22 protein-coding genes, 2 tRNA genes and 1 pseudogene are annotated in these 23,084 nt (G+C 72.2%); 11 read left to right on the top strand and 14 right to left on the bottom strand.

Annotated elements, in window-relative coordinates; all coding sequences use genetic code 11:
- Positions 1 to 204: 204 nt before the first annotated feature.
- A complete protein-coding gene (locus Pdca_RS01290) occupies positions 205 to 1,038 on the top strand; it encodes an alpha/beta hydrolase family protein (protein ID WP_085911918.1) in 834 nt (277 codons plus the stop codon).
- A gap of 231 nt (positions 1,039 to 1,269) precedes the next feature.
- On the opposite strand, the pseudogene Pdca_RS01285 reads toward Pdca_RS01290, so the two are convergent.
- A pseudogene (locus tag Pdca_RS01285) lies at positions 1,270 to 1,617 on the bottom strand (transposase); the annotation flags it as partial.
- Between the two features lie 263 nt (positions 1,618 to 1,880).
- Positions 1,881 to 2,465 (bottom strand): TetR/AcrR family transcriptional regulator, encoded by a 585-nt coding sequence (locus Pdca_RS01280; RefSeq protein ID WP_211286604.1) that lies wholly within the window; start codon positions 2,463 to 2,465, stop codon positions 1,881 to 1,883.
- A gap of 77 nt (positions 2,466 to 2,542) precedes the next feature.
- Between Pdca_RS01280 and Pdca_RS01275 the strand changes: the two genes are divergently transcribed.
- Positions 2,543 to 3,316, top strand: coding sequence for an oxidoreductase (locus Pdca_RS01275; RefSeq protein WP_085911919.1), 774 nt, complete (start codon positions 2,543 to 2,545; stop codon positions 3,314 to 3,316).
- A 52-nt stretch (positions 3,317 to 3,368) separates the two neighbouring features.
- Entirely contained in the window at positions 3,369 to 3,716 is a 348-nt protein-coding gene (locus Pdca_RS01270; protein WP_232021361.1) for a VOC family protein, read from the top strand.
- 75 nt (positions 3,717 to 3,791) lie between these two features.
- On the opposite strand, the gene Pdca_RS01265 is transcribed toward Pdca_RS01270, so the two are convergent.
- The 5 genes from Pdca_RS01265 to Pdca_RS01245 form a co-directional block, all read right to left on the bottom strand.
- Complete coding sequence (locus tag Pdca_RS01265; protein ID WP_085911921.1) at positions 3,792 to 4,313, bottom strand: hypothetical protein; 522 nt, start codon at positions 4,311 to 4,313, stop codon at positions 3,792 to 3,794.
- 238 nt (positions 4,314 to 4,551) lie between these two features.
- Positions 4,552 to 4,627: transfer RNA gene (locus Pdca_RS01260), tRNA-Arg, on the bottom strand.
- A gap of 53 nt (positions 4,628 to 4,680) precedes the next feature.
- Positions 4,681 to 4,770 (bottom strand) — tRNA-Ser (locus Pdca_RS01255).
- Between the two features lie 93 nt (positions 4,771 to 4,863).
- Entirely contained in the window at positions 4,864 to 6,861 is a 1,998-nt protein-coding gene (locus Pdca_RS01250) for an acetoacetate--CoA ligase (protein WP_085911922.1), read from the bottom strand.
- Between the two features lie 159 nt (positions 6,862 to 7,020).
- The gene (locus tag Pdca_RS01245; protein ID WP_085911923.1) at positions 7,021 to 7,719 is read right to left on the bottom strand and encodes a dienelactone hydrolase family protein; all 699 of its coding nucleotides are present in this window, start codon (positions 7,717 to 7,719) and stop codon (positions 7,021 to 7,023) included.
- A 61-nt stretch (positions 7,720 to 7,780) separates the two neighbouring features.
- Between Pdca_RS01245 and hisC the strand changes: the two genes are divergently transcribed.
- Positions 7,781 to 8,833 (top strand): histidinol-phosphate transaminase, encoded by a 1,053-nt coding sequence (gene hisC / locus Pdca_RS01240; protein ID WP_085911924.1) that lies wholly within the window; start codon positions 7,781 to 7,783, stop codon positions 8,831 to 8,833.
- 1 nt (position 8,834) lies between these two features.
- Here hisC and Pdca_RS01235 read toward each other — a convergent pair whose 3' ends face one another.
- A complete protein-coding gene (locus tag Pdca_RS01235) occupies positions 8,835 to 9,572 on the bottom strand; it encodes a response regulator transcription factor (RefSeq protein ID WP_085912018.1) in 738 nt (245 codons plus the stop codon).
- Positions 9,573 to 9,850: 278 nt separating this feature from the next.
- Between Pdca_RS01235 and Pdca_RS01230 the strand changes: the two genes are divergently transcribed.
- Complete coding sequence (locus tag Pdca_RS01230; protein WP_125911193.1) at positions 9,851 to 11,242, top strand: glycoside hydrolase family 16 protein; 1,392 nt, start codon at positions 9,851 to 9,853, stop codon at positions 11,240 to 11,242.
- 60 nt (positions 11,243 to 11,302) lie between these two features.
- Here the strand turns inward: Pdca_RS01230 and Pdca_RS01225 are convergent, their stop codons facing one another.
- Genes Pdca_RS01225 through Pdca_RS01215 form a run of 3 tightly spaced genes read right to left on the bottom strand, consistent with a single transcriptional unit; the run spans position 11,303 to position 15,334 of the window.
- Entirely contained in the window at positions 11,303 to 13,342 is a 2,040-nt protein-coding gene (locus Pdca_RS01225) for a M3 family metallopeptidase (RefSeq protein ID WP_085911926.1), read from the bottom strand.
- 10 nt (positions 13,343 to 13,352) lie between these two features.
- Positions 13,353 to 13,853 carry a GNAT family N-acetyltransferase gene (locus Pdca_RS01220; RefSeq protein ID WP_085911927.1) on the bottom strand — a complete coding sequence of 167 codons (501 nt, stop codon included), beginning with the start codon at positions 13,851 to 13,853 and terminating at the stop codon, positions 13,353 to 13,355.
- A complete protein-coding gene (locus Pdca_RS01215; protein WP_232021359.1) occupies positions 13,850 to 15,334 on the bottom strand; it encodes a GMC family oxidoreductase in 1,485 nt (494 codons plus the stop codon). Before Pdca_RS01215 ends, Pdca_RS01220 begins: the two co-directional genes overlap by 4 nt.
- A gap of 19 nt (positions 15,335 to 15,353) precedes the next feature.
- Here Pdca_RS01215 and Pdca_RS01210 point away from each other — a divergent pair, with 19 nt between their 5' ends.
- A complete protein-coding gene (locus tag Pdca_RS01210; protein WP_197719889.1) occupies positions 15,354 to 16,607 on the top strand; it encodes a M18 family aminopeptidase in 1,254 nt (417 codons plus the stop codon).
- Positions 16,608 to 16,650: 43 nt separating this feature from the next.
- On the opposite strand, the gene Pdca_RS01205 is transcribed toward Pdca_RS01210, so the two are convergent.
- Entirely contained in the window at positions 16,651 to 17,055 is a 405-nt protein-coding gene (locus Pdca_RS01205) for a YccF domain-containing protein (RefSeq protein WP_085912020.1), read from the bottom strand.
- 100 nt (positions 17,056 to 17,155) lie between these two features.
- Positions 17,156 to 17,932, bottom strand: coding sequence for a class I SAM-dependent methyltransferase (locus Pdca_RS01200; RefSeq protein WP_085911929.1), 777 nt, complete (start codon positions 17,930 to 17,932; stop codon positions 17,156 to 17,158).
- An 85-nt stretch (positions 17,933 to 18,017) separates the two neighbouring features.
- Between Pdca_RS01200 and Pdca_RS01195 the strand changes: the two genes are divergently transcribed.
- A complete protein-coding gene (locus tag Pdca_RS01195; RefSeq protein ID WP_232021357.1) occupies positions 18,018 to 18,590 on the top strand; it encodes a CGNR zinc finger domain-containing protein in 573 nt (190 codons plus the stop codon).
- Between the two features lie 10 nt (positions 18,591 to 18,600).
- Here the strand turns inward: Pdca_RS01195 and Pdca_RS01190 are convergent, their stop codons facing one another.
- A complete protein-coding gene (locus Pdca_RS01190; RefSeq protein ID WP_085911930.1) occupies positions 18,601 to 18,951 on the bottom strand; it encodes an avidin-fold protein in 351 nt (116 codons plus the stop codon).
- Positions 18,952 to 18,981: 30 nt separating this feature from the next.
- Between Pdca_RS01190 and Pdca_RS01185 the strand changes: the two genes are divergently transcribed.
- The 4 genes from Pdca_RS01185 (at position 18,982) to Pdca_RS01170 (ending at position 23,042) form a co-directional block, all read left to right on the top strand.
- Positions 18,982 to 19,389 carry a DUF6924 domain-containing protein gene (locus Pdca_RS01185; RefSeq protein ID WP_085911931.1) on the top strand — a complete coding sequence of 136 codons (408 nt, stop codon included), beginning with the start codon at positions 18,982 to 18,984 and terminating at the stop codon, positions 19,387 to 19,389.
- Positions 19,390 to 19,915: 526 nt separating this feature from the next.
- Positions 19,916 to 21,211: an extracellular solute-binding protein gene (locus Pdca_RS01180; protein WP_085911932.1), complete on the top strand. Its 1,296-nt coding sequence runs from the start codon at positions 19,916 to 19,918 to the stop codon at positions 21,209 to 21,211.
- Complete coding sequence (locus Pdca_RS01175) at positions 21,208 to 22,149, top strand: carbohydrate ABC transporter permease (RefSeq protein WP_211286605.1); 942 nt, start codon at positions 21,208 to 21,210, stop codon at positions 22,147 to 22,149. The genes Pdca_RS01180 and Pdca_RS01175 overlap by 4 nt, the downstream gene beginning before the upstream one ends.
- Complete coding sequence (locus tag Pdca_RS01170) at positions 22,146 to 23,042, top strand: carbohydrate ABC transporter permease (RefSeq protein ID WP_085911934.1); 897 nt, start codon at positions 22,146 to 22,148, stop codon at positions 23,040 to 23,042. The genes Pdca_RS01175 and Pdca_RS01170 overlap by 4 nt, the downstream gene beginning before the upstream one ends.
- Positions 23,043 to 23,084 lie beyond the last annotated feature (42 nt).

The following is a 23,084-nucleotide window of genomic DNA, read 5'->3' as shown; positions in this document are numbered from 1 at the left end:
GCGGCGGATCGTCTCTCCCCCAGGAGGAATGACACCCGAAAGAGTGAGCTGCGCGCGGCCGTCGATGCCCTCGACGACACCTGACCACCACCGGGTTCGCTCACAGCAGACGCTTCGCCCACCGGCGAACCGGCACCGCCGGACCGGTTCGACGCCCCTACCGTCCTGTGGCGACTACCGCAGTCCGCCCCGAGGAGGACAAGCATGACGGCCCACACCGGCACCGCCGCAGGGGTTCCGTTCACCGCGCTGGCGCCCGAGGGGATCGACGGGCCGGCGCCGCTCCTGCTGACCTGGCACATGCTCGACGCGCCGCGCACCGACGCCGCCTTCGCCGCAGCGCTCCCGATGAGCACCGTGCCGGCCTGGCGGGTCCACCTGGCCATGCCCATGTGCGGCGCCCGGATGGTCGACGGGAGCCTCGACGCAGCCATCGCCCTGGCCCGCGACGACGTGCTCCTGTCCTTCCTCGCCCCGTTCACCCGGCAGGCCGCCGCCGAACTCCCGGACGTGGTCACCGATCTGCGCGCACAGCTGCCCACCGACGACGGCCCGGTCAGCCTGCTCGGCGGCTCCCTGGGTGGTGCCGTGGTCCTGCGTGCCCTGACCGCCGGCGAGGTCCCGGTCCGGGCCGCCGCGCTGGTCAATCCGGCTGTGCGACTGCGCTCGGTCGTCCCCCTCGTCGAGGGGCTCGCCGGCCGGCCCTACCGCTGGACCCCGGAGGCCGACCGGGTCGCGGACGAGCTGGACTTCGTCGCCCGAGCCGGCGAGCTCGCCGACCGGCCACCGCTGCTGATCGTCAGCGGCGAGGACGACCATCCCGCCCTGCGCGCCGACGCCGAGGCACTGCAGGCCGCGGTGCGCACCCGGCACGGCGACGCCCGGCTGGTGACGGTGCCGGGCCTCGCCCATCCCCTCGCCGAGGAGCCGGGCCTCGAGCCCGCGCCGCAGACCCCGGCCGCGCGGGCCGTGGACGGGATCCTCGTGAACTGGTTCAGCTCACAGCTGGAGGACGCGAGCAGTGTTCGTGGATCGTGATCGACCTCGAACCCCAGACCTTCTGATCCGTAGTTGCCGTACCACGTGGGCATGAGCGGCGACACGGGCAGAAGTGGATCGGCCGGCGACTGGATAGGGCAACACGGGCAGCAGTAGGACGCAGTTGGTGGCCAAGACCGTGGTCAGAGATCAACTGAGGCTGGGCTCGCCGTGAGTACGAGGGGGTCACGTCGGCTGACGTGGTGGATGAAGACGGCCCCTCGTGAGCCTTCATCGGTCGATCCAGGCGGTGATCGCGGTTGTAGTCATCACCTCCTGCTCGACTGCTTCGGCCTCGGGTGGTGTGAGCGCGGCCCGGGCCTTGGCCGGTGCGTCGAGGCCGATGTAGCGCCGTCCTTCGGTCCACTCGTCGGTCTGCTCGGCCAGAACGGCGCCGACCAGCCGGACGACCGCGGCGCGATCCGGGAAGATCCCGACGACGTCGGTGCGGCGCCGGATTTCTTTGTTCAGCCGCTTTTGGGGGTTGTTCGACCAGATCTGTCGCCGGACCTCGCGCGGGAACACCGCGAAGGCCGGCAGGTCCCCCTGTGCGTGGTCCAGATGCGCGGCCGCGGCCGGGAACTCGGCTTCGAGACCGTCGATGACCCGGTCCGCCGGTGCGTGCACCGACCCCACCCCGACCACCGAGGAGACCCCGCCCACCCCGACGATCCCGGCGCTGAGCGCCTGCCCCAGCAAGATCACGCGTCAGCCGTCACACACCACGCCACAGGACTTGACCACCCGGCAGCACGACTCACGCTGACCGGCGCTCCATGCCTCTGGTGTTGCCAACGACGAATAGCGGGTGCTGTGCGTTGCCTAATCGAGCTGGCGTCGCTTCAACCGGAACTCTGCGCGCGATACCGGAGGCCATCGAAGAAGATCATGGTGATGCGCACGGCTTCGTGCTGCCAGCCGTCCACCGTGCGCAAGCCACACACGCCCCCCAGCGCACGCAGAACCGTGCGCCCACCGACGTCACCGCGAACGGCGCCGGCCGCTGCAGCCGCCTCGAGCAGCTGGTCGAGGGCGTGAGCCATCTGCGCCCGGGCGTCGTCGAAGACCGGTGACTCCGTGGCCATGATGCTCTCCAGCGCGATGCCCATCCCCCTGCCCACGGCGGCGTGCTCCACGAGCAGGAGCAGGAAGCGGCGCAGCGCCTCGTCAGGGGGGTGGATGTCGCTCAGGGGCACAGCCGCGGCGCACAGTTCGTCGACCTCGTGGCGGTAGACCTCCTCCACGAGAGCCTCGCGCGTGTCGAAGTGGCGGTAGAGCGTCCCGACCGCCACACCGGCCCGCCGGGAGATCTCGTCCACGTTGGCCTCTGCATCGCCGGTGAGGAATGCCTCCCGAGCCGCAGCCAGGAGCTTCTCCCGGTTGCGGCGGGCGTCAGCACGCAGGGGACGTGACGAGGGCAAGGCCACCCCTAAGGTGAGTCGGGTTCATGTTGAGCTAGCGTATCCGGAGTCCGGTTCATATTACCCGGTGAAGGAGTTGCACCATGACGGTTCGCGACGAGGGGCTCAGCGGCCTCCGAGTGTTGGTCACCGGCGGCAGCCGGGGTTTGGGTGAAGCCACCGTCCGTCGGTTCGCCGGGGCCGGGGCAGAGGTGGTGACCGCATCGCGCAGTGCGCCCCCGGCGGACCTGCCGGCCACGTTCATCCGGGCGGATCTGGCCACCGAGCAAGATGTTGAGGACCTGGGGCGCCGAGTCCTCGACAGCATCGGCGGCGTGGACATTCTGGTCAACAACGCGGGTGCCGCCAGTGGGCCGGCCCCGACCCTGGCGCGGTCCGACGAGTCGTGGGTCTCGGATCTGGACATGAACCTGCTCGCGGCGGTGCGGCTCGACCGGGCGCTGGTGCCGGGGATGGTCGAGCGCGGGTCCGGTGTGGTCGTGCACGTGTCGTCGATCGCGAGCCGCCTCCCGCAGCGCGGCGAGGCGTCCTATGCGGCGGCGAAAGCAGCGCTCAACGCCTACAGCCGCGAGCTCGCGACCGAGGTCGGCGGGCACGGGGTGCGAGTGGTGTGCGTCCTGCCGGGCTTCGTGATCACCGACGGCGCGTTGGCTCATCTGCAGACGATGGCCGAGCAGCAGGGCATCGGTGTGGAGGAGGTGAAGCAGCAGATCGTGAACCACCTGGACCTACCGATGGGCCGGCCCGGTGATCCCGAGGACGTCGCGGAGATGATCGCGTTCTTGGCCTCGGATCGCGCGAGATGGCTCTCGGGAGCCGAGTTCCGGGTCGACGGCGGAATCCTCCCGATGGTGTGAGCCCGGTACCGACAGAGCACGAAGGACGACCATGACGACCAGACTTGTTTCAGTGATCATCGACGCAGCCGAATTGGAGCCCGAGAGCGAGTTCTGGCACCAACTGCTGGGTGGCTCCCTCACCAGAACCCCGACCCACCACTTCCTGCAGGTCGAAGGGCTTCCCGTGGTCGTCATCCAGCTGGCGCCTGGGCACGTTCAGCCGGGCTGGCCGGGCGGCGTCTCCCAGCAGATGCACGTGGACCTGGCGACGGACGACCTCATGGCCGCCGACCGGCGGGCACTCCGGGCGGGTGGGCGTCGACTGCAACCCTTGGACGACGTCGACCCTGCCGGCCCGGCGGGTAGCCGCGTCTACGCCAGCCCGGCCGGGCACCCGTTCTGCCTCCGGTCGACCTGAACCTCCTCCACCCCTGTGCGGAACTTCCTCGGGAGCGGATTGCTGATCCATCCAGCGGGAGACTGTCCTCATAGGTCAGGAGTCGACCGGGCCCTGGGCGACCCCGATCCATCCCCAGCGGATTGCGGCCGTGCAGGCACCGGACGGGATGGCGTTGATCGAACGGACACTGGATGCGGCGTAGAGCTTGCAGACATGAGGTCGGCACCCGTCCGCGACACAGTCGTGTGAACCGTCCGCGACGTGGGCCTCGATGAGAGGCTTGCCGTTGCAGAGGCCGCGGCAGCGTCGGAGGTGGGCGTAGAACGGCTCGACCCGCTCGGCGGCCCCGCGAATGAAGAGCACGAGCGGGACGTCGCCCAGCCGGGGCTTGATGTACAGCCGGATCTGGGCGTCGTACGTCATGTGAGTGGTCGGGTCGATCTCGTGCTGCGCCATCCAGCGGTCCAGGAGAGCGTCCACCGTCGCCTTCGTGCGGCCAACCTTCAGAGAGTCGACCTCGGCCTGAAGCCGCGTGAGGATCTTCTCGGCCTCTCTGTCCGCATCACGTTCGGCGCGTTCGCGGGCGGCCTTCGTACGAGCCTCCGCGATCGGCACCGTCTCGTGAAGGATGATCCGCTCGCCGGTGCTCGGATCAGTGCCGGCTGAGACTCGAGCCTGCCAACCGTTCCCGTGCCGACGGATCCCGCCACGTCGTCGGCTCACCGGTGCTTCGCTCGTCCATGGCGCGGAAGCTAACAACGTTTGTGGCCAAGACCGTGGCCAGAGATCCACTTCCGGCCGCTGGAAAAGATCTAGCCCCGACCGTTCGTGCTGGTCAGGGCTAGATCTTGTCTGGTGCGCCCGAAGGGATTCGAACCCCTAACCTTCTGATCCGTAGTCAGATGCTCTATCCGTTGAGCTACGGGCGCCTACTCATTCAGTTGTCGACCCGCCGGATCCGATCGTGCCCGCCGTGCCGCTGCGGAGGCTCCGGGATTTGAACCCGGGATGGGGGGTTACCCCAAACCGCATTAGCAGTGCGGCGCCATAGACCAGACTAGGCGAAGCCTCCTCGGTGCCTTACGGCCACCAGCGAGGACAACACTACACGGCGCCTCCCGGGCGTCGAACCGGGGTCCCCACCCGGGGCCCCGGCCGGTTCCACTCAGCGCTCCGCCAGCTCCACGAACGGGTTCAGCGACTCGGGATTCTGCAGCGCACCTGCGGAGACCGCCTTCTCCGGCGGCGTCCCGGACAGGATCTTCTTGACCGGCACCTCGCACTTCTTGCCGTTCAGCGTGCGCGGCACCGAGTCCACGACGATGAACCGGTCCGGCACGTGCCGCGGCGAGAGCTCCTTGCGCAGGGCCGTCCGCAGAGCGGGCTCGACGTCGTCGAGCGCGTACCCCGGCGCCGGCACGAGGAAGCAGAGCAGCGCGCCCTCCTCGCGGGCGCCCAGCGCGGTGGTGTCGATCACCAGCGAGTCGGCGACGCCCTCGAAGCCCTCCACGACCGAGTAGAAGTCCGCGGTCCCCATCCGGACGCCGCCGCGGTTGAGCGTCGAGTCCGAGCGGCCGTAGATGACGAACGAGTCGCGCGGGGTCCGCCGCACCCAGTCGCCGTGCCGCCAGGTGCCGGGGAAGTCCTCGAAGTAGGCCTCGCGCAGGCGGCTGCCGTCCGGGTCGTTCCAGAACATCACCGGCATCGACGGCGTCGGCTTCGTGATGATCAGCTCGCCGACGTCGTCGAGCAGGTCGGTGCCGTCCTCGGCGAAGGACCGGACGTCGGCGCCCAGCGCCGCGCAGGACAGCTCCCCCAGCCACACCGGCACGGTCGGGGCCGAGGCGAGGAACGCCGCGCACACGTCGGTGCCACCGGACACCGAGCAGATCTGGATGTGGCTCCCGGCCGCCTCACCGATCCAGCGGAATCCCTCGACCGAGAGCGGGGCGCCGGTCGAGCCCAGCGCGCGCAGCGCGGACAGGTCGTTGTCCTCGCCGGGACGCAGGCCGGCCTTCATGCAGGACTGCACGTACGGCGCGGACACCCCGAACAGCGACACCCGGTACTTCGCGGCCAGCGCCCACAGCGCGTTCAGGTCGGGATGGCCGGGACTGCCGTCGAACAGCACGATCGTGGACCCGGCCAGCAGCCCGCCGACCAGGAAGTTCCACATCATCCAGCCGGTGGTGGTGAACCAGAAGAACCGATCCCCCGGCCCGAGGCCGTGCTGCAGACGCATCGCCTTGAGGTGTTCCAGCACGATGCCGCCGTGGCCGTGCACGATGCCCTTGGGCAGGCCGGTCGTGCCCGAGGAGTAGAGCACCCACAGCGGGTGGTCGAACGGGACCGGCGTGAACTCCAGCGGGCCGGTCTCCGCGGTGAACGCGCTCCACGGCGTCGTCCCGTCGAGCGTGGCGTCCGGATCCAGGTAGGGGACGAGGACCGTCTCCCGCAGCGAGGGCATCTGCTGCTGCAGCGACGCCACGTTGGACCGGATGTCGAAGCCCTTGCCGTTGTAGCGGTAGCCGTCGACGGCGACCAGCACCGTCGGCTCGATCTGGGCGAAGCGGTCGTGCACCGCGCGGGCACCGAAGTCCGGCGAGCACGACGACCAGATCGCGCCCAGGCTCGCCGCCGCCAGGAACGCGACCAGCGTCTCGACCGAGTTCGGCGCCAGGGCGACGACCCGGTCGCCCTGCCCGACACCGGCCCGGACCAGCCCGGCCCGGGCGCGGGCGACCTGGTCGCGCAGCTCGGCGTGGGTGACGGTGCGGGTCAGACCGTCCTCCCGGACGAACTCGATCGCCACGTCGGCGTCGGCCCGGCCGGGGCCCGGGGTCAGTGCGTGCTCGGCGTAGTTCAGCGTGGAACCGGGGAACCACTCGGCCCCCGGCATGTCCCGGGAGCCGAGCACGGCGGTGGGCCGGTCGTGGAACAGCACACCGGAGAACTCGGCGACCGCACCCCAGAAGCCCTCCAGGTCCGAGACCGACCACTCGTGCAGCTGCCGGTACTCGGTGACGTCGCCGATCGGTGCGCCACGCTCGTCACGGGCCCACGTCGCGAACCGCACGATCTCGGTGTGCGGCACCTGCTCCGGGTCCGGGCGCCACAGCAGCTCGGGGGTCTCCGGATCGGTCACGGTCTGCACTGACGCCATGGCCTCAGCTTCCCTGACCGAGCCCGCCCGGCACCAGTGGTCGCGCACCACATCCCGGCGCACGCACTGGGGGTGCGCCACACCCGGCCGCGCCCGCCGGCACGGCGGTCACCGTCGGCCGGGAAGGTCCCCGAAGGCCTCGCCGGGTTGGCTCCCGAGTCAGCGCAGGTGCGAGTCGAACCAGTTCAGGACCCGCTGCCAGGCTTCGGCGGCCGACTCCGGGTCGTCGTCGAACCGGTGCCCGGTGTTCGGGTAGACCACCACGTCGGTCGCGACCCCGGAGGACTCCGCGGCGGCCCGCAGCCGCTCGACGGCGTCGCCGTCGGCCTCGGAATAGATCCCCAGCCACGGGCAGCTCAGGTCGGGTGCGGCCGCGACCAGCGCCGAGACGCTCGACGACGGCGACGACTCGATGCCCTCCCCGGCGACCGTGACCGCCGCGCCGAACCTGCGCCGGGCCGCGACCTGCAACGCGACCGTGCCACCGAGGTCGAATCCGAGCACTCCCATCCGGTCGGCCTCGATCCCGGTGTCGGCGAGCCAGCCGAACGTCGTGTCGCAGTCGTCCATCACCTGCTGGAGGGTCAGGCTGCCGACCTTCTTCTCGATCTGCGCGTCGTCCTGCTCGTCGTCACCGGCCTCGGAGTCGTCGTCGCCGCGGTAGAGGTGCGGTGCGACGGCCAGCCAGCCGTCCTCGGCGAGCCGGTCGACGATCCCCCGGACGATCTGGGTGACCCCACGTGCCTCGTGCAGCACGACGACACCACCGCGCACCGGGCCATCGGGCTCGGCGATGCTGAGCCGGAGTTCTCCCCCGTCCGTCAGCGGAACGCCTTCGATCCGGATGCCCGTCGTCATGGGCGTCACTCAACCAGAGCAGGCGTCCGCGTTTCGACCCCCGCCGGTTACCGTTGCCCACATGACGCCGATCCGTCCCGATCTGGACACTCTGCCCGCCTACGTGCCGGGCCGGACGGTTCCCGGGGCGATCAAGCTGGCCAGCAACGAGGTCACCGAACCGCCTGCGCCGCCGGTGCTCGAGGCGATCGCGCGGGCCGCCGCCGGAGCCAACCGCTACCCCGATCTCGGGGTGGTCGAGCTGACCGACCGGCTGGCCGCGGCGTACGACCTCGGGCCGGAGCGGATCGCCGTCGGCTGCGGATCGGTGACGATCTGCCAGCAGCTCGTGCAGGCCACCTGCCTCGGCCCCGGCGACGAGGTGCTGTTCGCGTGGCGCTCGTTCGAGGCGTACCCGATCGTGACCCAGATCGGCGCGGCCGCGGTCCGCACGGTGGGGCTCACCGCGGACTTCCGGCACGACCTGGACGCGATGGCCGCCGCCGTCACCGAGCGGACCCGGCTGGTGTTCGTGTGCAGCCCCAACAACCCGACCGGGCCCGCGGTGCACCGCGACGAGTTCGTGCGCTTCCTCACCGCCGTCGGCCCCGACGTGCTGGTGGCGCTCGACGAGGCGTACGCCGAGTACGTCACCGATCCGGACGCGGTCTCCGGGCGGCCGCTGCTCGACGAGTACCCGAACCTGGTGGTGCTGCGGACCTTCTCCAAGGCGTACCGGATGGCCGGCCTGCGGGTCGGCTACGCGCTCGGGTCCGCCGAGGTGACGACAGCGCTGCGCAAGGTATGCCCGCCGTTCAGCATCAGTGCGGTCGCCCAGGCCGGCGCCATCGCAGCACTGGAGCACAGCGCGGAGATCCTGGCCGGCTGCGCCGACGTCGTGCGCGAGCGGGACCGGGTAGCAGCTGCGCTGCGGGACAACGGCTTCGTCGTACCCGACAGTCAGGCCAACTTCGTCTGGCTGCCGCTCGGCGAGCGGGCCGCGGAGTTCGCCGCGCACTGCGCCGAGCAGAAGGTGATCGTGCGCCCGTTCGTCTCGGACGGCGTCCGGGTCACCGTCTCCACCCCGCAGGAGAACGACGCCCTGCTCGACGTCGCCACCGCGTTCGCGCTCTGAATCACCCCTCCAGCTGGTAACCGGTGCCGCGGACGGTGCGGATCCGCTCGGGGCCGATCTTGCGCCGCAGGTAGGAGATGTAGACCTGCACCAGGTTCGCCGACACCGGCTCCGACCAGGCACGACGCGCGAGCTCGTCGTGGGTGACGACCTCGCCGGATCGCTCGGCGAGCGCCAGCAGCAGCGCGTACTCGGTGGGCGAGAGCGCGATCCGGCGGCCGTCGGCGAACACCTGACCGGAGTCCACGTCAACCGACACCCCGCCCTGGCCGAGCACCGTCGGTGCGGGCAGGCCGACCGCGGCACGCAACCGCAGCCGGATCCGCGCGGCCAGCTCGTCGGGCACGAACGGACGGATCAGGAAGTCGTCCCGGTCGCCGCGCAGCAGCCCGAGCACACCGGCCCGCCGTTCCCGCGGGACGACGGCGATCACCGGTGTCGGTGGCGACTCGGCCTGCACCGCACCCAGCAGCACCATCGGGTCGGGCCCGGGCAGCTCCAGGTCGAGCACCACGAGATCGGCGGTGCCGGCCCGCACCACGTCGAGGACCTCCATCCCGTCGGCGGCCACCGCGAGATCGAGCCCCTCTGCGGCGAGGTCCTGGCGCAGACCACGCCCGAGCGAGGCCGAACCGGCGGACGGCGGCAGGGCGAGTACGACGGTCAGCGGCCGCGACGGGGAGCGCGGCGCCGGGATCGAGGGACGGGAGACGACGGCGCGGGGAGCGTGGTCGTTCACGGCACGGACGGTCGAGTTCGAGAAGGCGGGGAGCACATCGGTGCCACCCTCCCGCGACCGGTAGCCGGTCACAATCGGCTAACGGTGCGACACGGGGGGTCTCCGTAGGTCGAACGGGTGAACCTGAGACCCTTACTCCGCCGTTCGGCGCAGAGATGCTGCCGATTTGGTCGAATTTCGCAGATCGCCGCTGATTCGCTACCTGTCGGCGCGGAGAGGCAACCACCCTTCTCAGCGAGTCTGTTCACACTCGGTCACGCTACATAGAGTCCTCGATCATGCGACGGAAGAGTTCCGCTGCGGCTGATCAGGTCGACCCCCGCGACCTGATCGAGCGGGTCGCCGCAGAGCACAGCTCCCCCTCTGTGCACTTCGACCGGGGCAGGCATGCCGACCCCGCGGCAGCCTCGGCCGTCTCCGTGGCGACCCTGCTCGAGGACGCCCCGGTGACGGCGTCCGGGCGGCACCGCCGCGCAGCGGGCGGCACCGCGACCGCGCTCGCCATCGCCGAACTGCACGAGCCGGACGACCGGCCCGCCGGCGACGGTGGCAGCGGCAGCGGCAGTGGCGGCAGGAGCAGCGGCGACTCGACCGTGATCGAGATCGACCGCGCCGCCTCGGCGCGCCGCTCCCGGTTCCGCCGGCTGGCACCACTCGGTGTGGGAGCCGCCGCGATCCTGGCCGCGACGATGGTGCTCACGCTGCTCCAGCCCGGCACCGAGGACCCGTCGCTCAGCACCGCGTTGATCGACGACTCGTCGCGCCGGTCGGTCTCGGGCAGCACACTCGCCACCAACCCGGCGGTCGGTTCCGGCGGCGGCACCGCCCTGGGCGACGCCGCGCTGGGTGCGACCGACCGGATCGGCGAGGCGATCGCCGCCCGGGAGGCCGCCGAGCAGCGCGCCCGGGAACGCGCCCGCGCCGGCACCGACCGGCAGCAGGCGCCCGCGGGCGGGGGCGGCGGGGGCGATGCCGCCGCCGACGGCTCCGGCAACCGCGCCGCTCCCGGCGCTGCGAGCGCCCCCCAGGTCGCCGGCGACGGCGTACAGGCGGCGCTGGCCCGGGGCTGGCAGGCGGCCGGCGGCGACGAGTTCACCGGTTCGAGCCTGGGCAACGGCTGGTCCGCCTACGACAGCGCCGGCCACGACGGTCAGGGCCGCCGCACCCCGGACGCGGTGTCCGTGGAGGACGGCAACCTGGTGATCCGCGGCGACTCGCAGGGCAACACCGGCGGCATCGCCTGGGGCACCCCGCGCCAGTACGGCAAGTGGGAGGTGCGCGCCCAGTTCCCCGCCGGGGACCGGCAGTACCACCCGGTGATCCTGCTGTGGCCCAGCGAGATCGAGTGGCCGCGCGGCGGTGAGATCGACTTCGCCGAGACCACCAGCGCCAGCGACGACGTGTCGTTCTTCCTGCACTACGGGTCGGACAACTCCCAGGTCGACGCGACCCGCACGCTCGACATCACCCAGTGGAACAACTACGCCGTCGAGTGGACCCCGAACGCGGTGATCGGCTACGTCAACGGCGAGGAGTGGTTCCGCTCCGAGGACCCGCAGACACTGCCGCCGGGCCCGATGCACGCCGCGATCCAGCTGGACTACTTCCCCGGCGGGGGCGCGCCCGCGCCGAGTGAGATGCGGGTCGCCTGGATGCGCATGTACTCCTGACGTCGCACCGGCCACTCCCCCGCCATCCGGCGCTCCCCATCGGATGGCGGGGGAAGCCGTTCAGTCGTCCGCGAGGCCGAGCCGGGCGAGCAGCGGCTCGATCCGCGGGTCCCTGCCACGGAACGTGCGATACGCCGTCATCGCGTCCACCGAGCCGCCGCGGGACAGCACCTCGCGACGGAACCGGTCGCCGTTCTCCCGGCGCAGCCCGCCGTGCTCGCCGAACCAGGCGACCGTGTCGGCGTCGAGCACCTCGGCCCAGATGTAGGAGTAGTAGGCCGCCGCGTACCCGCTGCCGCCGAAGACGTGATTGAAGTACGTCGTGCGGTAGCGCGGCGGGACCAGCGGGTGCGCGATCCCGGCCGCCTCCAGCGCCTGCTGCTCGAACGCGCCGACGTCGACCACCGCCTCGGCCTCCTCCGGGGTCAGCCGGTGCCACGCCTGGTCCAGCAGCGCCGCGGCCAGGTACTCGGTGGTCGCGAAGCCCTCCCCGTAGCCGCGGGCGGCGAGCGCCGCCGAGAGCAGCTCGGCCGGCAACGGCTCGCCGGTCGCGTGGTGCCGGGCGAACGACGCCAGGATCTGCGGGTCCTCCAGCCACATCTCGTTGACCTGGCTGGGGAACTCGACGAAGTCGCGCGGCACCGACGTACCGGAGAACGTCGGGTACTCGACGTCGGAGAACAGCCCGTGCAGGGCGTGCCCGAACTCGTGGAACAGCGTCCGGACCTCGTCCAGCGACAGCAGCGCCGGCTCACCGGCGGCCGGCTTGCCCAGGTTCAGCGTGTTCAGCACCACCGGCGTCGTCCCGAGCAGCGACGACTGCGCGACCAGCGAGTTCATCCAGGCCCCGCCGCGCTTCGAGGACCGCGCCCACAGGTCGGCGCCGAACAGCCCCAGCACCGTGCCGGAGTCGTCGCTGACCTCCCACCAGCGGACGTCCGGGTGGTAGGCGGGCAGGTCGGTGCGCTCGGCGAACCGGATGCCGTAGAGCTCCCCGGCGGCCCGGAACACGCCGTCGGTGATCACCCGCTCGGCCTCCAGGTAGGGCCGCAGCGCGGCGTCGTCGACGGCGAGCCGCTCGCGGCGGTACCGCTCGGCGTGGAACGCCCGGTCCCACGGTTCGAGCCCGTCCCCGGCGAGCTCGGCCAGGCCGGCCAGCTCCCGGTCGGCGTTCGCGACGGCGCCGGGAACCAGCGACTCCAGCATCTCCCGGGCCGCCAGGGCGGTCCCGGCGGTCGCGTCGTCGATCACGTAGGACGCGTGGTCCGGGTAGCCCAGCAGCCGCGCCCGCTCGGCGCGCACCCGCACGATCCGCAGCACCGTCTCCCGGGTGTCGTGCTCGCCGCCCTGCCCGCGGGAGACCGACGCACGGTGCAGCTCCGCACGCAGGTCCCGGTCGGTCAGCGAGGCGAGCGCGGGCTGCCCGGTCGGCAACACCAGGGTGAGCAGCCAGCCGCCGTCGTACCCGCGGTCGGTGGCGGCCGCCGCGGCGGCGGCGACCGCGTCCTCGGAGAGCCCGTCGAGGCGGGACCGGTCGGTGACGTGCACCGCGGCCGCGTTCGCCCCGGCCAGCAGCATCGCGCCGAACGCCGTGGTCAGCCCGGACAGCTCCTCGTTCAGCTCCCGCAGCCGGGCCTGCTCGGCCGGGCCGAGCTGCGCACCCGCCCGGACCATGTCCCGGTGGTGCCGCTCCAGCAGCCGCAGCGACTCGGCGCCGAGCCCGAGTGCGTCCCGGCGGGTGTGCAGCGCGTCGATCCGGGCGAACAGCTCGGGATCGAGCCGGATCGCGTCGGCGTGTGCGGCGAGCAGCGGCGCGACCCGGGCCTCGATCTCCTGGACAGCGGGCGAGGTGTGCGCCGACACCCGGGTGAAGAACAGCGCCGACACCCGGTCCAGCACCGCGCCGGACCGCTCCAGCGCGGCCACCGTGTTCTCGAACGTCGGCTCGCCGGCGCCGACGATCGCGGCCACCTCGGCCCGCTGCTGCGCCATCCCGGCCTCGAAGGCCGGCAGGTAGTGGTCGTCGCGGATCCGGGTGGTGTCGGGCAGTGCGAACGGCAGCTCGCTCGGGGTGAGGAACGGATTCTCCGCGGTCGTCATGCCGGCGACACTACGAGCCGAGATCCCGGCGCATCGCCAGCCGCGGCCAGACGTCGAGGCCGCGGGCGATCTCGTCGTCCCGGATCGCCCGCAGACCCGGGCCGATCTCGATCAGCTCGCGGAACCCGAGCTGCAGCCAGTACGGCCCGTTCCACGGCACGTCCCGGTAGGTGGTGAGGGTCAGCGCGGGCAGCCGCCGGTCGCGGGCCCAGCCGGCCAGGTGCTCGACGAGCCGCTCGCCGATCCGCGACCCGCGCAACCCGGGCAGCACCGACACCTGCTCCAGATGTGCGCAGCCGTCGACGAGCTCGGTGAGCAGGTACCCGGCCGGTCGCCCGTCGCGCTCGGCGACGAACGCGCGCCCGGCCGTGGCGTAGGCGGCCAGCAGCGCCGCGGGCGGCGGTTCGTCGTCGGCGACGACGTCCAGTCCGATCTCCCGGAACGGCTCGCCCGCGGCGCGCTCGATCTCCCGCAGCGCCGGTGCGTCGGCCGGGGTGGCGAGGCGGATCACGACGCCGCCACCAGGTCGGCGGCCCGCTCACCGATCATCACGGCGGTGGCCGCCGGTCCGCGCCGTGGCACCGACGGCAGGATCGAGGTGTCCGCGACCCGCAGCCCGGCCAGGCCGTGCACCCGCAGGTCGGGGCCGACGACGGAGTCCGGCCCGGTGCCCATCGCGGCGCTCCCGGACAGGTGCACCGAGGTCGTCAGCCGCTCCTGGATCCACTCGTCGAGCCGGGTGTCGTTGCCCAGCTCCCAGCCGGCCGGGCCGCCGTCGCCGGGACCGGCCCGGTCCCAGCCGGCGACCCGCAGGATGTCCGCGCCGACCCGCACCGCGGCCCGCATCCGGTGCCGGTCGGAGGTGGTGCGCAGGTAGCGGAAGTCCAGCCGGGGCGGGTCCGCCGGATCCGGCGAGGTGACCGCGAGCATGCCGCGGCTGTCCGGCCGCTGCACGGCACACATCAGGTGCGCGGGACCGCCCGGCGCGAAGGGATGCGCGAACAACAGGACCTCCAGGTCGCCGGCCGGGTCGGTGCCCGAGTCCAGGTTCAGCGCGGCCTGCCCGGCCACCGCGTCCGGATGCGGGTCGGGCAGTCCGCTGCGCAGCGGCAGGAACACCGCGGGATGGTCCGACCAGCCGCGTCCGACGCCGGGCAACTCGTGCCGCACCGCGATCCCGGCCGCGCGCAGGGTGTCCTCCGGCCCGATCCCGGAGCGCTGCAGCAGCGCCGGTGTCCCGACCGCACCGGCGGCGACGACGACCTCACCGGCGTGCAGCTCGTCGCCCCCGATCCGGATGCCGTGCACCCGGCCGCCGGAGTGCAGCAGGGTGTCGACGGCCCGGCCCCCCAGGACGGTCAGCGCGTCGCACCACTCGGCGTCGCCCCAGGGCGGCGGCAGGTAGGCGGTCGCGGAGCTGACCCGCCGCCCGTCGACGGCATTGGTCGGGACCGGGCCGGCACCCGGCGGGCCACCGGCGTTCTTGTCCGGCTCGGCCGGATAGCCGAGTGCCGTGCAGGCCTGCAGGAACGGCTCGGTGACCGGCGCGAGGAGCGGACCGGCCGGGCGGGAGATCCGCAGCGGACCGGAGTCGCCGTGCACGTCGTCGGTGCAGAAGTCCAGGTCGCGCTCCAGCCGCCGGAAGCAGGGCAGGGTGTCCTCGTAGGACCAGCCCGGGACCGCCCAGTCGGCGAAGTCGGCGGGCACCGCACGCACGAAGTAGCCGCCGTTGATGGCGCCGGAGCCACCCAGCACCCGGCCGCGCGGCACCGTGGACTCCCGGCCGTGGGCAAGCGTCGCGTGATAGGCCCAGTTCAGCACGTGTCCCGGCGCGGTGGCGGCGAGCGAGGCGATCGGCGTCGACTCCGACGGGACGACGACGGCCCCGGCCTCCACCAGCGCCGTCCGGATCCCGCGTGCAGCGAGCCGCCCGGCCAGCGCGCAGCCCGCGGACCCGGCGCCGACCACCACCACGTCGAAGCTCTCCGTCATCACTGACAGGATGCCTCACGTGACCGACGCCGCCCGTGATCTCGCCTCGTTCCTGACCGCGAGCCCGTCGCCGTACCACGCGGTGGCCGAGGCCGTGCGCAGGCTGACCGCCGCCGGGTTCGTCGAGCAGCCCGAGGACGGCCCGTGGATCGACGGCACCGGTGGTCGCTACCTGGTGCGGGACGGCACGATCCTGGCCTGGTGGCAGCCCGCCGGTGCGCCCCGCCCGCTGCGGGTGTTCGCCGCACACACCGACTCGCCCGGGTTCAAGGTCAAGCCGAACCCGGACGTCGGGACGGCGGGCTGGCGGCAGGTCGGCGTCGAGGTCTACGGCGGTGCGCTGTGGAACTCCTGGCTGGACCGCGATCTCGGGCTGGCCGGACGGCTCGCGCTCTACGACGGCCGGATCGTCCCGGTGCTGGTGGATCGGCCGCTGCTGCGCATCCCGCAGCTCGCGATCCATCTCGACCGCGGCGTGAACCAGGGCCTCACCCTGGACCCGCAACGTCACCTCCTGCCGATCTGGGGGATCGGCGACCCGGCCGGTGGCGATCTCGTCGAGTTCCTGGCCTCGCTGACCGGTATCGATCCCCGCGACGTCGCCGCGCACGACCTGTTCACCTACGACCTCACCCCGCCCGCCACCCTCGGCCGGGACGACGAGCTGCTGGCCGCGCCGCGGCTGGACAACCTGGCGTCGGTGCATGCGGGGATCTCCGCACTGCTCACCGCGGCGCAGCGGGACCCGGCGACGGTGCCGGTGTTCGTCGGGTTCGACCACGAGGAGATCGGCTCCGACTCGGCTACCGGGGCGGCCGGGCCGCTGCTGGAGACGGTGCTGACCCGGCTCGCCGGCGGGTTCGACGAGCGCCGCACCGTGTTCGCGCGCTCGCGCTGCCTGTCCGTGGACGTCACGCACGCCGCGCACCCCAACCACCTCGACAAGCACGACACCGATCACCTGTCGCTGCCCAACCACGGGCCGTCGCTCAAGGTCAACGCGGTGCAGCGCTACGCCACCGACGCCCCCGGCGCGGCCGCCTGGAAGCGCGCCTGCCGGAGCGCCGACGTGCCGAACCAGGTGTTCGTCTCGAAGAACACCGTGCCCTGCGGATCGACCGTCGGGCCGATCATGGCGACCCGGCTGGGCATCCGGACGGTCGACGTCGGCATCCCGGTGCTGTCCATGCACTCGGCGCGCGAGCTGTGCGGGGTGCACGATCCGGAGCTGCTGGCGCGGGCCGGTGTGGAGTTCCTGACCGACCCCGAGTGAGCCGAGCCGAGCCGGGTCCCGGTGCGGCTCGGCGGCATCGGGATCAGACGGCGACGCGGGAGCCGGGCACGTAGGCGTCGGTGTCGACGATCTGCGAGCCCAGCGGGAACAGCGACACCGGGATCAGCTTCAGGTTCGCCCAGGCCAGCGGCAGGCCGATGATCGTGACGGCGAGCGCGAGCGCGGTGGCGATGTGCCCGATGATCAGCCACCAGCCGAACAGCAGGATCCAGAGCACGTTGCCGATCGTCGACGCCGCTCCCGCCGACGGCCGGCGCACCACGTCCCGGCCGAACGGCCAGAGCGCGTAGAGACCGATCCGGAACGAGGCGATGCCGAACGGGATCGTCACGACCAGGACACAGGCCACGATCCCGGCCGCCATGTAACCCAGGAACAGCCAGAAGCCCGAGAGCACCAGCCAGATGACGTTGAGGATCAGCCGCAGCATGTGTCCAGGATGCCCGGTATACGGAAGCTCGACTCAGGGTTCACCCTGATGTTCGCGCGGGTTGTGCCGGGCGGGCGCCGGCACTGGTCCGCCCGGCTCACCGCACCCCGGCGACGACCGTGTCCTCCCCGTGCTGCCAGACCACGCCCGCGCCGGAGTAGCCGCCCGCCAGCAGGAGCCGGGCGTGGTCGGCGGCGGAGAGCCGGTTGCTGCCGTCGTGGTGCTCGGACTCGCCGGCCGCGTCCTGCACCGCGGACGTCGAACGCCGCCGCCCCGCTGTCACCCCGGCGAGCCGCGGATCGTCGAGCAGCGCGTCCCACCAGTCGGTCCATCCCTCCCGCCCGGTCACGCCGGACCGCAGGGCGCGTCCGGCACCGACGGCGGCGGCCGGGCCGGCGAGCCCCTCGGCGACGGCCAGGTGATCACCGTTGGCCAGCACTCCGCCGGGTGCGGTGTGCGCGGCGAGCGTCCGGTACAGCCCGGCGAGCTGCTCGGGGAGCATCCAGTGCAGTGCGGTGGTGGAGACGGCGGCATGCACCGGTCCGGGCAGCGCGGCCGTCCAGTCGTCGGCCGCGAGATCGGCGACCTCCCAGCGCGCCAGGTCGCCGTACCGGCCGCGGGCGAGCGCGATCAGCAGCGGATCGGCATCCACCCCGATGATCACCGCGCGCGGAACCCGCTCGGCGATCCGGGCCGCGAGCGAGCCCGGGCCGCATCCGAGATCGACGACGACCGGCTCGGCCACCTCCCGCACGGCGTGCTCGACGATGTCGACCAGCACCGCGAACCGCTCCTCACGGTCGGGTACGTATCCCTCCTGCTGTGCGTCCCATCGGTCGATCCACTCGGCGGCGAGATCCGGGGCCACTGTCATCACAACGCTCCTTCAGGACAGTTCCATCACTGTTGTTATCCTGTTCGACAGTGACGACGGTAGGGATCGAGAGGTAACTGGTCAAGTGGACTTCGACAGTCACACCAGCGATGTGCTCACCGCCACGGTCGCCGCGGTCAACCTGCTGACCCCGGGCGAGGCGCGCGGCCGCGCCTACGCCGGCGACGACGAACCGGGAGTGGAGGCCGCACTCGCACCGCGCGAGGACCACTGGTTCGACGAACGGCCACCGCCCGCGGAGATGGACCTGCTGCGCGGGTGGGCCGGCCGGATGTACACCGTGTTCGCCGACGTCGAGAACGGCGATCTCGACGCCGCGGCGGCGACCGTGAACGCGCTGCTGACCGAGACCGGTGCGGTGCCGGTGCTCGCCCGGCACGGCGATCGCCCGTGGCACCTGCACTTCCACGCGGTCGACGCCGGATGGGCGCGCAGCTGGGCCGCCTCGATGGCGACCGCACTGGCGGTCGTCCTGGGCAATCCCGCGCACGAGCGGCTCGGGGTGTGTTCCGCCGACGCGTGCAACCGGGTGTTCGTCGACGTCTCACGCAACGGCACCCGCCGGTTCTGCTCGACCGCCTGTCAGAACCGGGTCAAGGCCGCCGCCTTCCGGGCCCGGCGCAGGGAGGAGGGGTGAGCCCCGCGCCTCAGCCCGGCGCGACCTCCTCCACCACGCTCGCCCCCGCGCCCGGCCGCGACTCCCAGCACCAGTCCTCGTGCGACCGCAGCCGCCCGTCCGGGAGCACCTCGAGCCGAGCCTCGCACCGGCCGGAGCTGGACTCCCCGTCGACCGAGACGTGCACGTAGCGGAACCGCAGAACGTCGCCCTCCCGGGTACCGACGATCCGCCCGAGCCGGACGGCGCCGCCGGCGTACTCGGCCCAGACCAGACCGTCCGCCTCGTGATAGGTGAACACGGTCGCCTGACCGACCTCACCGTCACCGGAGTTGCTGATCCCGGCGAACCGGCGGCCGTCGACACTGGGTGCGCTGCTCACCCGCCCAGCGTGACACGGAAGGATGGCCGCGTGGAGTTCCCCGCGACACGCCGGTGCCCGCTGGTCCGCACCGCGTCCGACACCGGCGAGGGACCGTGGAACGAGCTGCTCGGGATCATCACCCCGGCGGTGTTCGACGTCGTCACCGAGGACCTGTTCGGCGACTGGCCGGTCGATCGGGTGGTGGCGTTCGCCCTGGAGGACGGGGTCGCCGAGCGGCATCCGCTGTTGTTCGTCGTCGACGAGCGCACCCTGACCGATCACGGCTTCCCGGTGGTCGCGGCGGATCTGCGCGACGAGCCGGGCCGGACCCTGCGGATCGCGGCCATCCAGCTCTGGAGCGTCGGGACCGACGTGCCGCACGGTGCCGTGGAGTTCGCCGCGTATGCCGACCAGGCGCAGCTGCAGCCCGACCGGGTCTTCCGCGGGTTCGGCTGACCGAGCCCGGCGAGCGCACACCCGGCGCGAGCCCGCTCGATCCCGGCCTCCCACAACGCCGGCGCCTCGCGTTAGAGGATCGCCATACCGCCGACGCCGGCACCGGGGTCCGACGGTTCCGGCGCCCGCGGCGACCCCGGAGTGATCGCCTCCCGGCACGGTACGAGCTGAATCCGAGTCGCGGCTCCGCATTGGGCCCAGCAGCTCGAATGTTATCGCTAACATAACGCCGGACCTGCACACGTGCGTCGCACTGCGGCACCCACTCGACTCGAACTCGGCGACAGAGCGCTGGCCGTACAGCGAGACGCAACCCTTGACCACCCGTGGTCGAGCAGGCACCATCCGAAAATGTGAGCGCAAACATACCGCGCTCACGCTGCAGCACCGGCGCTGCGCGGCGCCTCGAGCCACCGAAGCCTCGAGACACGGGAGATCCGATGGACCGACCACGCGTCCGACCGACCGAGCGACGGCCCCCCTCCGGCCGGGCCGGGCCGGGCACTCCGAGCGGCCCACTCCCCCGATGAGCGGCCCGGCACTGAGCAGGCGCGGCTTCCTGGGCGCAGCGGGCTTCACCGCGGGGGTCCTGCTCACCGGATGTGCGACCGCGCCCTCGCCGGACGTCACGGTCGCCTACTGGAACTTCTTCGGCGGCGGCGACGGGGAGCGGATGGTCGGCCTGGTCGACCGGTTCCGGGCGGACAACCCGCGGATCGGCGTGAGCGCGACCACCCTGGAGTGGGGATCGCCCTACTACACGAAGCTCGCGATGGCCTGCGCCGGCGGCCGCGCCCCGGACCTGGCCACGCTGCACACCTCGCGCCTGGTGACCTTCGGCCGCGACCTGCTCGAACCCTGGGACCTCGCCGAGCTGGAAGCCCGCGGTGTCCGCCTCGACGACTTCCCGCCCGCGGTCACCGAGCGGCTCGCGGTCGACGGCGAGCTGGTCGGCCTCCCCCTCGACACCCACCCGATGGTCCTCTACTACAACACCGACGTCTGCGACCGGGCCGGCCTGCTCGACGCCTCCGGGGAGCTGCGCCCGCTGCACGGCCCGGACACCCTGCTCGACGCCGGTCGCCGGGCCGCCGAGGTCACCGGCGCGACCGGGATCGCGTTCGCCGCGACCGGGACGAACGAGCCGTGGATGCTGTTCTGGTCGCTGTACAACCAGGCCGGCGGCCGGATGGACCTGCCCGACGGTGGCCCGGCCCGGGTCGACCGGGACGCCATGGTCACCGCGATGGGCTACCTGCAGGCCTTCTGCGACGGCACGATCGCCTCGCCGACACTCGACTCGGACGCCGCGGTGGCCACCTTCGCGAGCGCCCAGTCCGGGTTCCTGGTGACCGGCCCGTGGGAGTACACGTCCGCGGAGACGGCCGGCATCCCGTTCTCGATGACCCGGTTCCCCGCCGTGTTCGGCGACCGGGCGATCGTCCGGGCGGACAGCCACTGCTTCGTCGTCCCGCGGCAGGACTCGGTCGATCCGACGGTCCGCGCCGCCGCCTACGACCTGGCGGTGTCGATGCTCGACGACAGTGTGTCCTGGGCCGAGGGCGGTCACGTCCCGGCGCTGGCCGCGGTGGCCGAGAGCCCCGAGTACCTGGCGATGCAGCCGCAGTCGCGCTACCGGGACGTCGTCGACGACGTCGAGTTCGACCCGGTCGCCTACTACTCCGGATCGGGGTCGACGATGATGAACCGGGCCGCACAGACCCTGCAGGCGGTCGCCGGCGGCGGGCTGACACCCGAACGCGGCGCCGACGACCTGACCGCATGGCTGGACACGCAGCTGCGGCTGGAGTCCCCGCTGTGAGCGCGCCGAGCGAGGTCCGCAGGACGGAGCAGACCGGGCCGGCCGGAGCTGCGGAGCCCGCCTCCCGCCGTCGCCGGGTCCCGCCGGGGGTCTGGTTCGTGCTGCCGTTCATGCTGAGCTACGTCGCGTTCGTGATCTGGCCGCTGACCCGCGGACTGTGGATGAGCTTCCACGACACCAGCCTGGTCCGGTCCGGTTCCGAGTTCGTCGGCCTGGACAACTACACCCGGCTGTTCGCCGATCCACTGGTGTGGTCCAGCCTGTGGACAACTCTGGTGTTCACCATCGGCTCGACGATCCCGCTGGTACTGATCGCACTGGTCATGGCGCTGCTGGTGCATGCGGGCGGGCGCGGGCAGTGGTTCTGGCGGCTGGCCTTCTTCGCCCCGTACCTGATGCCGGTGGCCACCGTGGCGCTGATCTGGAACTGGCTGTTCCAGAACGACGTCGGGCTGCTCAACGGCCTGCTCGGCGTGCTCGGCATGCAGCCCGTCGGCTGGACGAGCGACCCGTCGGTGGCGCTGTGGTCGGTGGTGCTGCTGACCGTGTGGTGGACGGTCGGGTTCAACTTCCTGCTCTACCTCGCCGCCCTGCAGGCGATCCCGCCGGACGTGCTGGAGGCCGCCGCCACCGACGGCGCCGGACGCTGGCGGACCACCCGCTCCATCGTGCTGCCGCTGATCGCGCCCACCACCGGGCTGGTGCTGGTGCTGCAGCTACTGGCCTCGCTCAAGCTGTTCGACCAGGCCTACATCCTGTTCTCCGGCGACGGCGGGCCGGAGGGCTCGGTCACCCCGGTCCTGCAGTACGTCTACGACACCGGGTTCGTCGGCTACCGGCTCGGCTACGCCTCCGCCATCTCCTACGTGTTCTTCCTGCTCATCCTGGTGATCGCGCTCGCGCACGCCTGGCTCGCCGGACGGAGGAGGTCCGCATGACCACGACCCTCGATCCGCCCGGCCCGGCCACGACGTCGCCGCCGGGCCCGGCCCGCCGCCGGATCCGGCGCAACCCGCTGGTCACCGCGACGATCTACTCGGCGCTGGCAGCACTCACCGTCATCTGGGCGGCGCCGCTGGTGTGGGCGGTACTCACCTCGCTCAAGCACGAGGGCGAGACCACCACCGTGCCGCCACAGCTGGTCCCCGACTCCGGGTTCACCGTGCAGGCCTACGTCGAGGTGCTGTCGGTCGGCGACCTCACCCGCTGGTTCGTGAACAGCACGATCGTCGCCGTCGCGGTCACCGCGCTGACCCTGGTGCTCTCGGCGGCTGCCGCCTACGGCTTCTCCCGCACCGAGTTCCGTGGCCGCCGGACGCTGTTCGCGATCACCGTCGCCGGGGTGATGGTGCCGTCGCAGATCCTGATCGTCCCGCTGTACGAGCAGATGCTGGCCGTCGGGCTGGCCGACACCTATCTCGGCGTGATCCTGCCGCAGATCGTCGTCCCGGCGATGGTGTTCATCCTGAAGCGGTTCTTCGACGCCATCCCGCACGAGCTGGAGGAGGCCGCCCGGATCGACGGCGCCGGGCCGCTGCGGATCTTCCTCACGATCGTGCTCCCGCTGTCCCGCCCGATCCTCGCCGCGGTCGCGATCTTCGTGTTCATCCAGTGCTGGAACAACTTCCTCTGGCCCTTCATCATCCTGTCCGATCCCTCGCTGATGACGCTGCCGGTCGGGCTTGTCCAGGTGCAGAGCTCGTTCGGCGTCCGCTATGCGCAGGTGATGGCGGGGGCCGTGCTCGCCGGGCTCCCGCTGGTGGTCGCGTTCCTGTTCTTCCAGCGCCAGATCGTCCAGGGCATCGCCACGACCGGCCTCGGCGGCCGGTGACCACGAGTCCGGCCTCCGAGTCCGTCCCCACCGGTCAGCCCG

It is taken from the genome of Pseudonocardia autotrophica (assembly GCF_003945385.1).
Lineage (GTDB): Bacteria > Actinomycetota > Actinomycetes > Mycobacteriales > Pseudonocardiaceae > Pseudonocardia > Pseudonocardia autotrophica.
This window is presented reverse-complemented; position numbering and strand designations above follow the sequence as displayed.